The 13,825-nt window shown below is 69.1% G+C and carries 14 protein-coding genes; 4 read left to right on the top strand and 10 right to left on the bottom strand.

The window, feature by feature from the left end; all coding sequences use genetic code 11:
• The first annotated feature begins 59 nt into the window (after positions 1-59).
• Positions 60-878: a (2Fe-2S)-binding protein gene (locus IE302_RS23945; RefSeq protein WP_191256706.1), complete on the top strand. Its 819-nt coding sequence runs from the start codon at positions 60-62 to the stop codon at positions 876-878.
• Here IE302_RS23945 and IE302_RS23940 read toward each other — a convergent pair.
• A complete protein-coding gene (locus tag IE302_RS23940; protein WP_191256705.1) occupies positions 875-1,456 on the bottom strand; it encodes a TIGR03086 family metal-binding protein in 582 nt (193 codons plus the stop codon). The two genes, IE302_RS23945 and IE302_RS23940, sit on opposite strands and share 4 nt — an antisense overlap.
• Before the next feature lie 66 nt (positions 1,457-1,522).
• Between IE302_RS23940 and IE302_RS23935 the strand changes: the two genes are divergently transcribed.
• Positions 1,523-2,362: an AraC family transcriptional regulator gene (locus tag IE302_RS23935; RefSeq protein ID WP_191256704.1), complete on the top strand. Its 840-nt coding sequence runs from the start codon at positions 1,523-1,525 to the stop codon at positions 2,360-2,362.
• Between the two features lie 12 nt (positions 2,363-2,374).
• On the opposite strand, the gene IE302_RS23930 is transcribed toward IE302_RS23935, so the two are convergent.
• The gene (locus IE302_RS23930; protein ID WP_005165380.1) at positions 2,375-2,728 is read right to left on the bottom strand and encodes a histone-like nucleoid-structuring protein Lsr2; all 354 of its coding nucleotides are present in this window, start codon (positions 2,726-2,728) and stop codon (positions 2,375-2,377) included.
• A gap of 151 nt (positions 2,729-2,879) precedes the next feature.
• Complete coding sequence (lysS, locus tag IE302_RS23925) at positions 2,880-4,391, bottom strand: lysine--tRNA ligase (protein ID WP_191256703.1); 1,512 nt, start codon at positions 4,389-4,391, stop codon at positions 2,880-2,882.
• A gap of 95 nt (positions 4,392-4,486) precedes the next feature.
• Between lysS and IE302_RS23920 the strand changes: the two genes are divergently transcribed.
• On the top strand, positions 4,487-5,260 hold the full coding sequence (locus IE302_RS23920; RefSeq protein WP_191256702.1) for a class I SAM-dependent methyltransferase: 774 nt from the start codon (positions 4,487-4,489) through the stop codon (positions 5,258-5,260).
• A gap of 422 nt (positions 5,261-5,682) precedes the next feature.
• Here IE302_RS23920 and IE302_RS23915 read toward each other — a convergent pair whose 3' ends face one another.
• The 7 genes from IE302_RS23915 to IE302_RS23885 all read right to left on the bottom strand — a co-directional run bounded on the left by IE302_RS23915 (position 5,683) and on the right by IE302_RS23885 (position 12,749).
• Positions 5,683-6,462: a type III pantothenate kinase gene (locus IE302_RS23915; protein ID WP_191256701.1), complete on the bottom strand. Its 780-nt coding sequence runs from the start codon at positions 6,460-6,462 to the stop codon at positions 5,683-5,685.
• 4 nt (positions 6,463-6,466) lie between these two features.
• The gene (gene panD / locus IE302_RS23910; RefSeq protein ID WP_191256700.1) at positions 6,467-6,961 is read right to left on the bottom strand and encodes an aspartate 1-decarboxylase; all 495 of its coding nucleotides are present in this window, start codon (positions 6,959-6,961) and stop codon (positions 6,467-6,469) included.
• A 12-nt stretch (positions 6,962-6,973) separates the two neighbouring features.
• The gene (gene panC / locus IE302_RS23905) at positions 6,974-7,882 is read right to left on the bottom strand and encodes a pantoate--beta-alanine ligase (RefSeq protein ID WP_191256699.1); all 909 of its coding nucleotides are present in this window, start codon (positions 7,880-7,882) and stop codon (positions 6,974-6,976) included.
• Positions 7,879-8,805 carry a Rossmann-like and DUF2520 domain-containing protein gene (locus tag IE302_RS23900; RefSeq protein ID WP_373308020.1) on the bottom strand — a complete coding sequence of 309 codons (927 nt, stop codon included), beginning with the start codon at positions 8,803-8,805 and terminating at the stop codon, positions 7,879-7,881. The genes panC and IE302_RS23900 overlap by 4 nt, the downstream gene beginning before the upstream one ends.
• Positions 8,806-8,940: 135 nt before the next feature.
• Positions 8,941-10,110 carry a PrsW family intramembrane metalloprotease gene (locus IE302_RS23895; protein WP_191256697.1) on the bottom strand — a complete coding sequence of 390 codons (1,170 nt, stop codon included), beginning with the start codon at positions 10,108-10,110 and terminating at the stop codon, positions 8,941-8,943.
• A gap of 29 nt (positions 10,111-10,139) precedes the next feature.
• Positions 10,140-12,218, bottom strand: coding sequence for a DUF6779 domain-containing protein (locus IE302_RS23890; protein ID WP_191256696.1), 2,079 nt, complete (start codon positions 12,216-12,218; stop codon positions 10,140-10,142).
• A 69-nt stretch (positions 12,219-12,287) separates the two neighbouring features.
• A complete protein-coding gene (locus tag IE302_RS23885) occupies positions 12,288-12,749 on the bottom strand; it encodes a DUF3180 domain-containing protein (RefSeq protein ID WP_191256695.1) in 462 nt (153 codons plus the stop codon).
• A 60-nt stretch (positions 12,750-12,809) separates the two neighbouring features.
• Here IE302_RS23885 and IE302_RS23880 point away from each other — a divergent pair, with 60 nt between their 5' ends.
• Positions 12,810-13,751, top strand: coding sequence for a MerR family transcriptional regulator (locus IE302_RS23880; RefSeq protein WP_191256694.1), 942 nt, complete (start codon positions 12,810-12,812; stop codon positions 13,749-13,751).
• Positions 13,752-13,825 lie beyond the last annotated feature (74 nt).

The raw sequence follows: 13,825 nt of genomic DNA, 5'->3' as shown, positions 1-13,825 counted from the left end.
GTCCGGAGTAGTCACGGATCGTATGTAAGGTTAGGCGTACCTAAGGACGGGAGGACGGCTTGTCGTATCGGCGTGTGCTCGCGTCGCCCGAGGACGGGCTCCGAGCCTCCCTCTCGCGGCTGCCCGGGGACGCCCGGATCCGCGGGGACGTCCCGGTGGGCGAGCCGGACTGGGTCCGCTGCGACGACCTGCTCGGCGAGCCGGGCCGCCTCGTGCGCTGGCGGGAGCGCCTCGGCCGCTGGCTGGCCGCGGAGTACCCGGAGGCGCCCGTCGTCCCCGAGCGGACCCCGGCGAGCTGGATCCTGTCCTGGTACCTGCACGTCCCGGCGTTCGCCGGCGCGACGCTGCTGCATCACGAACGCCGCGTCCCGTCGCTGGCGCCGTCCGCGCTGGCGTTCCGGATCGGCGACGGCCGTCCGCATCCCGACTCGGTCGCCGTCCTCGGCGGCGGCTTCCACTGCTTGCCGACCGACCCGGGCTCCGCACGTCCGGAAGCCGTCGTCGTCGCTGACGAGCGAGCGCTGGCGACCGTGCTGCGGGACGGGTTCGTCGCGCACGCGAGCCGGTTCATCGACCTCTACGGACCGCTGACGCGGCTCGGACGACGGCAGCTGTGGGCGGCGGCCACGGACGCGCTCGACAACGCGCTGTGGTCGGCGGGACGGCTGGGCGGGACCGCGGAGGCCGAGGGCGCCGGGGTCGCGGACGCCGCGCTGGTCCTCGAATCGCGGTTCCCGCCGCTCACTTCCGCGTCGAAGCTGAGGCTGGCCCCGGGAGCCGGCGGACGTCGCGAGTGGACGAGAAACCGCGAAAGCTGCTGTTACTCCTATCTGCTGCCCGCGGAATCGGAATGCGACGGCTGTCCGCGAATCCGTTAAGCGGTCCAGGCGGGATTCCGTCCCGTCGCGCCCAATGCGCGCTCGAACGTCGTTGCGCCTTCCGCAACGACGACTTCTTCGCCGTACACCTTCATGGAGCGTGCCTGCTCACCCATCGCGGCAGCTGACGCGTAGACGGCTTCGGCCGCTTCGGGCGCGACGTCGACTGTGCGGCCGATCGCGCGAGCGAGATCCCAGCCATGGAAGACGAACTCACCGAGCACCATGTCGCCGACGATCGAGGCGGGCATCTCCGTCGTGCCGAGCGCCGTCATGCCCTGCCACGCTTCGGGCGTCCCGAAGACGTCCACCAGCCGGGCGGTCTGACGTTCGGCCGCGTCGAGCCAATCGGCGCCGACGAGGGCCGCCTTCGCCTCACCGGTGGCCACTTCGGGCGGCGGTGCCTTGCGCCCGGCGGCTTCGAGCCAAGGACCCCAGTAGAGGAGGTGGTTCAGCAGCGCGCGGACGTCGTACTCGGCGCATGGGGTGCGGGCGGTGAGCTCGGTATCGCCGATCCCGCGCAGGATTGTGGAGAATGCCGCGGCGGCGGGGGCGATCAGGGCAGCGTGTTCGGACATAGGGGCATCAGTTCACGGGAACCGGCGTGCTGTCTTGAAGAAAGGCGACAGGGTTAGGTTGATCCGGTGAGCGGGCACCGGATCCCGGCCGGGATCGTCAACGCGCGGCAGGCGAGCGCGGCCTTCGGTCTCGTCCGCCATCGGCCCGCGCCGGAGCTGCGGCCGTTCGTCGACCATCACTGGGTGCTGCGCTGGGATCTGACCGGCCGGCCGCCCCATGAACAGGTGGTCCTGCCCAATCTCGCGGTCAACGTCACGTTCTTCCCGGACGCGGCGGGGGCGTTCGGCCCGGGGAAACGGCCTTTCCGCTACGTCGTCGCGGGGGCGGGCCACGGTATCGGCGTGCGATTCCGGCCGGGGGCATTCCGGGCATTCCTCACCGGTCCGGTCACGATGATCTCCGGCGGTTCCGTTCCGCTCACCGATCTCTTCCCCGGCGCCGGACCCGTGACGGAATCGGTACGGAATGCGACGGACGACTTCGAAATGGTCCGCCGGTGCGAGGAACTGCTCCTCGCGAAACGCCCCGTGCTCACCGCCGCGGCCAGGACGGCCGTCGAAGCGGTGGAAACAATCGCCGCCGAACCGGCCATTACCCGGGTCGGCGAGCTGTCAAGCCGAACGGGCCTGTCTCGGCGGAGCCTGCAACGCCTGTTCGCCGAACACGTCGGCGCCGCCCCCAAATGGGCGATTCAGGTATACCGATTGAACGAAGCGGCGGCACGGATCGCCGCCGAGGAACGGCCGGACTACGCGGAACTGGCGTTCACGCTGGGCTATAGCGACCAAGCACACTTCATCCGGGATTTCCGCTCCGTGACCGGATGGGCGCCCACGGAGTACGCCCGCTTGAACCGTGTACAAGAACAAGAAAGCCGCCGGGAACAGTTTCCCGGCGGCCCCTGAGTCCGAAAGACCTCAGTTCTTCTTGTGGTAGGCCTCCACGACCTCGGACGGGATACGTCCGCGGTCGGAAACCTGGAAGCCGTTCTTGCGGGCCCAGGCGCGAATGGCCTGGTTCTGCTCGCGGTCCACGGTCGCGGGGCGGGCGGCGGCCTTCACACCGGCGACCGGACGAATGGCGGTGCGCTTACGGCCACCCGCGCGACGGGCGTGCTCCACATACTGGGCCAGCGCGTCGCGAAGCTCTTCCGCGTTTTCCGCGGAAAGGTCGATCTGGTAGCTCACACCGTCCAAACCGAACTCGACGGTCTCTTCCGCCTCAGTGCCGTCGAGGTCATCAACGAGCGAGACGAGCACCTTCTGTGCCATCTGTTTCCTCCTGCTGGGGGCTTACACGAATGATCTGGTACGGGGCATGCCCCGGACAGAAGACTTTGTCTAGCGACATTAATACCCGCTACCGAGACATAACGCAAATCTCGTTTACGAGAACGATCGAGGTATCTGTCACGCGGACGGGTTATTCAGGGCGTACGAGCGGGAACAGGATGGTCTCCCGGATACCAAGGCCGGTCAGCGCCATCAGCAACCGGTCGATCCCCATTCCGACACCACCGCTCGGCGGCATTCCGTACTCCAGGGCACGGAGGAAATCCTCATCGAGGTTCATGGCCTCACTATCACCCTGCGCACCCAGCCGAGCCTGTTCCACCAGACGCTGACGCTCTACCACGGGATCGACCAGCTCGGAGTATCCGGTGGCCAGTTCGAATCCGCGCACGTACAGATCCCACTTCTCGGCCACCCCCGGCTTGCTGCGATGTTGCCTGGTCAGCGGGGATGTCTCGACCGGAAAATCACGGACAAAAGTAGGTTCGTGGAGATGATCGCCGACGAGGTGTTCCCAAAGTTCTTCGATGATTTTGCCGTGGCCTAACTTTGGGTCGAGCTCCAGCTCTCGCGCTTCGGCATAGGAACGGAGCTTGTCCGCCGATGTCTCGGGAGTGACCTCTTCCGACAACGCCTCGGACAACGACTCGTACATTCCGAGTGTGGTCCACTCGCCGGAGAGGTCGTACTCCGAACCGTCGGCGAGAGTGACCACCTGAGTACCGAGAACGTTCTGCGCCGCCTCCTGGATGAGCTGCCGCGTCATCACCGCGTTGGAGTCATAGGTCGCATACGCTTCGTAGTACTCGAGCATGGCGAACTCGGGCGAGTGGGACGAGTCGCTGCCCTCGTTCCGGAAGTTCCGGTTGATCTCGAAGACCTTCTCGATACCGCCGACCACGCAACGCTTGAGGTAGAGCTCTGGAGCGATCCTCAAGTACAGATCGAGGTCGAAGGCATTCGAATGTGTGACGAATGGCCGCGCCGCGGCGCCGCCGTGCAGCGTTTGCAGCATCGGGGTCTCGACCTCGAGGAATCCCCGGCCGTGAAACGAGTCACGGAGGGAACGCAGCACACCGGCGCGGGTACGGACCACGTCCCGCGCCTTGGGACGCACGATCAGATCGACATAACGCTGCCGGATCCGCGTTTCCTCGGCCAGGTCTTTGTGCGCCACGGGCAACGGACGCAATGCTTTCGACGTGATCCGCCAGGAGTCGGCCATCACGGAAAGCTCACCGCGCTTGGAGGTGATGACCTCGCCCTCGACGAATACGTGATCACCGAGATCGACATCGGACTTCCAGGCCGCGAGCGCGTCCTCGCCGACCTTCGCGAGGCTGAGCATCGCCTGCAACTCGGTGCCGTCGCCTTCACGGAGACTGGCGAAACACAGTTTGCCGGTATTGCGCATGTACATGACCCGGCCGGTGATGCCGACGGTCTCGCCGGTGGCCGTGTCGACAGGAAGGCCGGAATGCTTCTCGCGCACTTCGGCCAGCGAGTGCGTCCGAGGCACCTCGACCGGATACGGATCGATACCCTCCGCGATTATCCGGTCGCGCTTGTCCCGGCGCACCCGCATCTGTTCCGGCAGGTCTTCGTCGGGGCTCACGCCCTCGGATGCGGGGATTTCAGTCATGCGCACAGCGTACGAACCCGCCGGTTCCCTACGCCAACCGGATTACCTTTTCCGGGTCCGGGCCGGTGGGTTTTCTCTCCATTAACCTGGATCGCGTGAACTCATCCACTCCCGGCATCGAACCCGAACTGCACGCACGCCGCGCCGCCTCGTTCGGCGCGGAGGCCGCCGCCTATGCCGCGCACCGGCCCGACTATCCGGAAAAGGCACTGGCCTGGGCACTGGCCGGCGCGAAGGGAACACCGGAACGGGTCCTCGACCTCGCCGCGGGCACCGGCAAGGTCAGCGAGGGCCTGCTCGCCTTGGACGTCACGGTCACCGCGGTGGAACCGGACGCCAAAATGCTGGAAGAACTCACCAAGAAGCTGCCCGCCGTGACCCCGCTCATCGGGACGGCCGAACAAATCCCGCTGCCGGACGGGTCGGTGGACGCCGTGGTCGTGGGCCAGGCCGTCCACTGGTTCGATCTCGACCGGGCCTATCCGGAGATGGCCAGGGTGCTGAAACCGGGCGGAGTCGTTGCCGCGCTGTGGAATCACGACGACGAGTCGGCGGGCTGGCTGGCCGAGTTGAACAAGCTGATCAAGACCTCGATGAGCAGGCGCTGGCTGAGCGACTACGAATCGCTGCCGGAACACCAGGCCTTCGAGCCGTTCGAGAAGAAGACTTTCGGCCACAAACAACCCAGGACCGCGGAAACCCTGGTGGCGACTCTCGCCACCCATTCGCACATGCTGGTGGCCACGGCGGAGGAACGCGAAGCCAAACTTCGCACGGCGCGGGAATTCCTCGACCGGAACCCGGAAACCGCGTCGGGGGAATTCGACCTGCCGATCACCACCACGGTCTTCCGCGCGGGTAAACGATGACCGACTGGAAGGCCGGGTCCGGTGGACCTTGCCTTGGGTGGCTCCGGCGCGCTTCGCGCCGCTGACGCTTCCGCCCTTCCCCGTAAGCAGGCGTCTGGTGACGCCTTGGGGCTGGTGGCTTTCGCGACGTCCGAAGCCGGTGCTCGGGCGAGCGGATGACCTCGCGCGGGAGCCGCGTTGTGAAAGCCACTTTCGCAACGTTGAAGGTTGTGAAAGTGGCTTTCACAACCTGCCTGCCCCTGCACAAGGACTACGTGAGCGCCGGGGCGAGGCGCTCGATGCCCGTCGGGCTTGCGAGGCCCTGCCCAGAGGCCGGTGAGCGGCGGGTGCTGATGGTCGCTTCACGCCGCTGACATCGCCGAGACCGGCGCAATTAGTCCTCTGGATGCGGTTCTACACGCGCAAGAACAGCATCCAGAGGACTAATTGCGGTGGTTGCGTTCGTAGACCAGCCGCAGGCCCAGCAACGTCAGCTCCGGCACGTGCTCGGTGATGGTCTCCGACTCCTCCAGCACCAGCGGCGCCAGGCCACCGGTCGCGATCACGGCGACCGGAGCCGCCCCGCCCGGGGAGAGCTCGCGTTCGATCCGCTTCACCAGGCCGTCGACCTGGCCGGCGAATCCGTAGAGGATGCCGGATTGCAGGCATTCCACGGTGTTCTTCCCGATCACCGACCGCGGCGGCACCAGTTCCACCTTGCGCAGGGCCGCGGCCCGCGCGGCCAGGGCGTCGACCGAGATCTCGATGCCGGGCGCGAACGCGCCGCCGAGGAACTCGCCCTTGGCGGAGATGGCGTCCACATTGGTCGAAGTGCCGAAATCCACCACCACGCAGGCGGTGGCAGGGTGCAGATGGTGCGCGGCCAGGGTGTTCACCAGCCGGTCCGCGCCCACTTCCTTGGGGTTGTCGACCAGGAGCGGCACACCGGTGCGCACCCCCGGCTCGACGACGATCTTCGGCAGCCTGCCGTAGTACCGCGAAAGCATGACGCGAAGCTCCCGCAGCACGGCGGGAACCGTCGACAGAGCGCTGATCCCGGTGATCGCGTCGGCGTGCGGGCCGAGGAGCCCGCGCATGGTGAGCGCGAGCTCGTCGGCGGTGATCCGCGCGTCGGTGCGCATACGCCAGTCACCGACCAGGTCTCGGCCGGAGTACAGCCCCAGAACGATGTTGGTGTTGCCGACGTCGACCGTGAGCAGCAAGGACTCAGCTTTCGGCGTGCAGCAGCGCGTCGAGACGGCGGGCGTCGGCGGTTTCGGCGACCGGGAAGGTCATCGTGTCGTCGTCGGCCAGCGTCACGGTGCCGCTCATCAGCCCGGAGCCCTCCGGCGCGTGCCCGGGGTTGGCGCCCTTCTCGACGATCCGGTTGTCCGCGTCGACGAAGACGACCCGCGGCCGGAACGCGGCCGCCTCGGTGTTCTCCATCTGCGCGTACGAAATCAGGATCACCAGGTCACCCGGGTGCACCAGATGCGCGGCGGCGCCGTTGATGCCGAGCACCCCGCTGCCGCGTTCGCCCGCGATCACGTAGGTCTCCAGCCGCGCGCCGTTGGTGACGTCCACAATGGACACCTGTTCACCCGGCAGCAGATCCGCCGCGTCCATCAGGTCCTCGTCGACGGTCACCGAACCGACGTAGTGGAGATCGGCCTGGGTGACCGTCGCCCTGTGGATCTTCGATTTCAGCATGGTGCGGTACATCGTGGACTCTCCCTATTCCCCTGCGTCCAGCGCGTGTTCCGGATGGTCCGCGGCGGCGCCGAGCACCACCGGGACGTTGTCGATCAGCCGGGTACTCCCCACCCTGGCCGCGATCAGCAACCGCGCCTCACCGTCGACGGGCGCGGGCCCGAGGTCGGTTCCCCTCAGTTCCAGATAATCGACCTCGACCGCGGGCCGCGCGGCGAGGGTCTGCCTGGCGGTCGCCAGCACGGCTTCCGCGCCGTCGCGCCCGACGAAGGCACCCGCGGTGAGTGCCGCCGACAACACGATCGCGTCCTCGCGCTGCTCGGGGGTCAGGTAGACGTTGCGCGAGGACAACGCCAGCCCGTCGCGCTCCCTGACCGTCGGCACCCCGATGACCCGGGTTTCGAAGTTCAGGTCGCGCACCATCTTCTTGATCAGCACCAGCTGCTGGTAGTCCTTCTCCCCGAAGAAGGCGTAGTCCGGCCGCACGATGTTGAACAGTTTCGCCACCACGGTGAGCACGCCGGCGAAATGCCCCGGCCGCACCACCCCTTCGAGCTCGTCGCCGAGCTCGCCCGGGTGCACCGTGACGGTGGCGCCCTCGGGATACAGATCCGACGCCTTGGGCAGGAAGCCCAGTTCGACGCCGTCCTCCTTCAGCACTTCGAGGTCCTTGTCCAGCGGACGCGGGTACGCCTCGAAGTCCTCGCCTTCCCCGAACTGCAAGGGATTCACGAAGATCGACGTCGCGACGACGGTGTTCGGCAGCCGCTTCGCGCGGCGGATCAGCTCACGGTGTCCCGCGTGCAGGGCGCCCATCGTGGGCACCAGCGCGACCTTGCGGCCGACCCCGTGCAGGGCGCGCGTCACCTGGCTGACCTGCTCCGGCGGCTGGAAGGTGTGCAGCGTGCCTCGGGCGAATTTCGGTGTGGTCACTGGTTTTGCTGCCCTTCGGCGGGATCTGCGGGATCACTGAGGAGTTCGGTGAGTTCGGCGGCGGCCGAGGCGTCCAAGAGCCCGGCGGCGCCGCCGCGCGCCAGCGTGCGCTTGGCCAGCGCGCGATAGCTCGGGGCGATGTCGGGGCCCCGTTCGGCCAGCACCGCGAGATGCTTGCGCACGGTGCCGAGATCACCACGGGCCACCGGCCCGGTCAGCGCCCGGTCCCCGTGCCGCAGAACATTATCCAACGCCGCCGACAACAACGGAGCCACCAGGCGTTCGGGCTGGGCGATTCCCGCCTCCCGCAACAGTTCCGCGCAGTCGGCGACCAGTGTCATCAGGTGGTTCGCGCCATGCGCCAACGCCGCGTGATAGAGCGCTCGCGCTTCGTCAGGGACCCGGACGGGCTCCGCGCCCATCTCCACGGTCAGGGCCTCACCGACGTTCCACGCCGCTTCGTCATCCGCTGTCGCGGTGACGCCGACGCTGCACGCGGCCAGCCTGTCGAGGTCCTCGGCGCGGCCGGTGAAGGTCATCACGGGGTGCAGGGCCAGCGGCAGCGCCCCGGCCTCGGCGGCGGGCGCGAGGACGTCGATGCCGTGCGCCCCGGAGGTGTGCACGACGATCTGTCCCGGGCGCAGCGAACCGGTGGCGACGAGCCCGCGCACCATCCCGGCGAGCGCGTCGTCGGGCAGGGCCAGCAGGACCAGATCCGCGCGGCGGGCGACCTCGTCGGGCGGCAGGAGGGGGACGTCGGGAAGCAGCTGCTCCGCCCGGCGCACCGAAGCGCTGGAAAGGCCCGAAGCGGCGACGACGGTGTGCCCGGCCCTGGCGAGGGCGGCGCCGACGACGCTGCCGACCCGGCCGGCGGAAACGACGCCGATGGCCAGGCGAGCGGGCCTCATCATGGCGTGCGCCAGTGGACGCTCATGGTCGAAAACTCCTCAACTCGTTCCAGTCCCGCTCGGCTGTCGCGGGTACCAGACGACGGCGCGAGGGTAACCCTCCGGCACGCGTCTGAAACGGCCCTCGTGACCAGCTTCACCTGACAGTGGTCACCCGCGTGGCGCACCGTCGGCCAGCCGCACGGCCTCGGCCCGCGACGTCTTGAGCACCTGGAGCAGTTCACGCTGCCGCTGTTTCGCCTCGTCGGTGAGCTTCCGGCCGCGCCGCAGGAACGCGAGCTCGGTCACGCTGGCCTGGTACCGGCCGACGGCCTTCGCCGCTTCCCGGCCCGACTGCTTCCGCGCCTGTTTCCGCCACGACCGCCGTCCGGACAGGCTGGCCAGCAGCGCGACCTCGGAGGGGGCGATCCAGCGCGCGTCGACCATCATCGGCAGCGCCGCCGCGACGATCCGCTGCTCGCGGCGCCGCTGCATGACCACCACCGAGAAGACCCCGATGAACAGCGGCACCATGATCAGGAAGTAGACGTTCAGGAAGGTCTTGGCGCCGCCGAGCAGCGCGGCGCCGTTCCACAGCGCGTGCAGCAGCACGGCGACGACGTAGCCGCCGATCGGCGCCAGGATCCGCAGCGAGCGGACCTTGGTGCTCGCGGCGACCCCGAGCCCGATCCCGGTCATCACGGCGAACAGCGGATGCGTGAACGGCGAGAGCACGCCGCGGAGGAAGAAGGCCGCGAGCACGCCCGCGCTCGTGCCGTCGCCGAAACCGTGCTCGGCGAAGGCGCGGCCGAAGTAATAGATGTTCTCGGTGAAGGCGAAACCCGCCGCGGTGAACCCGGCGTAGACGATGCCGTCCACGACGCCGTCGAACTCGCTCGGGCGGCGCCACCACAGCAACAGGATGAAAGCGGCCTTCGCGGCCTCCTCGACCAGCGGCGCGGAGACGAGGCCACTGATCTTGCCGCCTCCGCCGCTGCCGAGCAGCAGGTCACCGACGGCCTCGGCGCCGCTGTTGAGCAGCAGCGCGATGATCGTCGCGACGCACGCGCCCCAGACGAAGGACAGCAGCAGGAGCTTCGGCGGTTCCGGTTCCCAGCGGTCGACCCACAGGAACGCGGTGACCACCACGGCGACCGGGACGAGCGCCGCGAGCACGCCGATCGTCACCGCGGGCAGGCCGACCTTCTCGGTCACCGTGCCGAAGACGAACAGCCCGCAGAGCGCGACGGCGATCAGCCCGAGCACCGGCAGCAGCACGGTGATCGACCGGGACCGGCGGGCCCGGTCGGGGCCGGGCGCCGGGGAGGAAGGCTCGCTCACAGCGGGTCACCCTACCGTCGGACACAGCGTCAATCCTCCGCACGCCGCCTGCGCCGCGGGGTGGACTCGTTCGCGCCGTTGGCGGCGAGCAGGTCCATCACCGAGCGGCCGGACGCGTGCGAACCCGCCGCGGGGGTCTCCGGACGGCTGTGCGAAGACCCGTTGCGGGCAGGCGCCTCGTCCTCTTCCGGCTTCGCCCGCCTGCCGCCGTGGCGGCCTCCGGACGACTCGGCACCGTTCTGCCAAGCCGGGGGCTCGCCGTCCGGGCGACGACGACGGCCGCCTCCGGTGGGCTCGGGGACGCTCGGGGCCGGGGTGAGCGAGACCGAGGAGTCCTCCGACGCCCGTCGACGGCGTCCGCCGCCGTTCTGCGTCATGCGGATCTCTTCGGGCAGCGTCGGGTTGACCGCGGGCGGCTCCTCCACGGGCGAGCTGTGCCGCGACGGCGCCTCGGCGGTCGGACGGCGCACCGGTTCGGGCTCCGGCCGCCGCACGGGCTCGGCCCGGCGGACGGGCTCGGACACGACCGGGATCGACGGTGGGGTCGGCGGCTCCGGGTCGCGACGCGGCTCGGGGCGTGGTTCGGGACGTGGTTCGGGGCGCGGCTCCGGCCTCGGCAAGGAAGCCGACTGCTGGGGCTGAGGCTTGGGCTGGGGCGGCGGCGTGGGGCGCAGCCGGTCCTGGAAGTCGTCCTTCCTGGGGAACGCGGCGCTCAGGTCGGAGACCGGGCGCTCCTGCGTCCACGACGGCTTCCACTCGCCGGTGGCCTCCATCGGCTCCTGCGCGGCGGGCTTGTTCGCGGGCGCCGGCGTGCCACCGGCCGGACGGGACCGCTCGACCGGCTTCATGCCGGGCCTGGTCAGGCCGAGCTCGCGATTCGGCCGGGGACGGTCCGGTTCGACCTTCTTGACCGGCTTCGCCTGCGCGGCGGGCTTCACCGGCGGCGTCTGCGTGCGAGTCGGCTCCTCCGGCCGCGCGGCGGGCGGGCGCTGCACGGTGCCCGCGTCGAGGCGCTGCTGCAGCGACTGCTGCTGCGGGCGGCGAGGCGGTTCGGCGCGCTGGGGCTCCGGACGCTGCGGCTCGGGGCGCTGGGCTTCGGAGCGCTGGGGCTGCCGGGCGATGGTGGGCATCGACGGCTGCGAGACCTCGGCGCGCGAGACACCCGGCATGGACGGGCGGGACACCTCGGCCGGGGTCACCGGCGGCGGGGTCTTGCGTTTGGCGTCGACCCTCGGCATCGGCCGGGAGATCTCGGCGGGCGACATACCGGGGTTGGACATTTCGAGCCGCTCGCGACGGGCGGCTTCGGCGGCGAGGGCCTCGGCCGCCTTCGAGGCGCGGGCGTCCGCCTTGCGCATGCTGCGGCGAGTCGATTCGTCGGCCGGTTTCGGCCGCTGGACCTGATTGCTCTGGCCGTAGCCGTTGGCCCCGTTGGTGCCGTTGACCTGGCCGTTGGCCGGTTTGCGGCGGGCGGCGGGCGGGGTCCCGGCCCGCGCGGACGCGGGTTCGAGGACGCGGTCGATCATCTCGGTCGGGCGCTCGCGCTCGGGTTCACGCTCGTCGACGTCGATCGTGGGGCTCTTGGCCGCCATCAGCTGGGGTTTGCCGTTGCCGTTCTCGGCCCCCGCGCTCATCAGCTGCTTGTTGTCGAGGGACCGCATGCGGGTGGCCTGCGCGGTGAGCGCGACGCGTTCGAGAAGGACTTCGCCGCCGAAGAGCGACTGGAGGCTTTCACGCAGGGCGCTCACCTCGGCTCTGAGCGCTTCGAGTTCGTCGTGGGAGCGGGTCTCGGCGGCTTGCCGGTTCTCCGCTTCCATCTCCAGCTCGAACTCGCGGCGGGCGGCGATCTCGCGTTCCAGTTCCAGCTCGTAGACGGCCTGTGCCTCGGCGACGGCGTCCTCGCTGTGGGACACGTGCTTCCGGTAGCGGACGGCCAGGAACGCACCGATCAAGGCGGCCCACAGCGCCGCGACGATCCCCAGCCGCAAGTAGCGGAGGTCGTCGGAAAGCACCAATGCGAGAGTCGCGCCGACGGCGAGAACCAAGCCGACGACAAGCCACGGCCTACCCGCAAGGCGGCCGCGCGAGTCGTCACCCACCCCGGTCATGCCCAACACCGTACCTTCTAGTAATCCGAACGAGACCTAGTCGGTACTTCGAGCGGTGCCTCTCGAGCGTTAACCGGTCGGCTCGGGATCGCGGTCCCGATCACTGCCTTCGGGGGTCCGGCAGCAGTGTTCGAGCCACAAAGCCGCAGCTACCAGCGCCACCGAGCTGACGATCCCCACCGTCGCCGAACGGAGATCACCGCTCGCCGCGAGGAGTTCGTCACGTCGCGGAAAAAGATACGCGAAAGCCGCCAGCCAGACCCCCGTCATGGCGGATCCGGCGAGAGAAGAGGCCTTCGCGAGGGCCACCGATCGGGCGACGGAGATCGCGGACAGCACCCGCCCCTCCTTGATCCGCGCACGAATGATGAAGGCGAGCACGACCTCGCAGAGCGCGAGGACGAGCAGCGTGATCCCGGCGAAGAGCGGGAGCGCGGGGATGGATCCGTAAGCGACCTGGAAGACGAGATAGGCCAGGACCAATCCCAGGAGGCCGGCCACCGCCAGCTCACGGGGCCGGGTGAAGTGCATGGTCCAACGCTACCTGGCAGGCTTGACTCTCCACCAACTGGAGAGTCGACGATGAAGCACATGGGCACCGCAGCGGTCTTCACCATCGGGGAGCTGGCCAAAAGAACCGGCCTGCCGGTGAAGACCATCCGCTTCTACTCCGACGAAGGGCTCCTGCCGCCGACCGACCGCACCGAATCCGGCTACCGCCTCTACGACGCCACCGCGATGGCGCGTCTGGAGCTGGTCCGGACGCTGCGCGAGCTCGGGCTGGGACTCGCGGACGTGGAACGGGCGCTGACCAGGGAAGCGACCATCGGGGACCTCGCGGTCCAGCACGTCGCCGCCCTGGACGAGCAGATCCGGCGGCTGGAGCTGCGCCGCGCGGTCCTGCGCGCGGTGGCCAAACGGGACTCACCACTGGAGGAGGTCGAACTGATGAACAAACTCGCGTCGATGTCGGACGAGGACCGCAAACGCTTGCTCGACGAGTTCTGGGCGGACATGGTCGAAGGGCTCGAACTGGATCCGCAGTTCTACGAGCGGATGATCTCGGCGAAACCGGAGCTGCCCGACGACCCGACGCCCGAACAGCTGGAGGCGTGGATCGAGTTCGCCGAACTCGTGCAGGACGACGAGTTCCGCGCGTCGATCCGCCGGATGAGCGAGTGGCACTCGCAGCTGCGGGAGCAGGACGGGGCGGACTTCGGCGAGAAGCAGCAAGAGCTGTGGTGTGCGTGGAGCGCGAAGGCGGCCGAAGCGCTCGAAGCCGGTATCCCGCCGGAGTCGCCCGAAGGCCGGGAACTGGCGGAGACGATCTTCACGCAGTCTTCGCGGAACGGGCGGGACCCGGCCGACCCGGCCTGGCGGAAGCGGCTGGCCGACGGGATGGCGATCAGCTACGACCCGCGCGCCGAGCGGTACTGGATGCTGCTGGGGAAGATGAACGGCTGGCCGTCGTTCCCCTCGCAGATGCCGCAGGCCGAGTGGGTGGTCGCCGCCCTGCGCTTCGCGCTGGCGTAGCAAGGGACCTTTGCTATCGCCTCGGGGGCTACCGCGTTTCGTCCTCTGGATGCGGTAGTTCGTGGCGCGAACCA

Origin of the sequence: Amycolatopsis oliviviridis (assembly GCF_014654365.1) — a bacterium.
Classification (GTDB): Bacteria; Actinomycetota; Actinomycetes; order Mycobacteriales; family Pseudonocardiaceae; genus Amycolatopsis; species Amycolatopsis oliviviridis.
The sequence above is the reverse complement of the archived record's forward strand: the minus strand, read 5'-3'. Positions and strand labels throughout refer to the sequence as shown.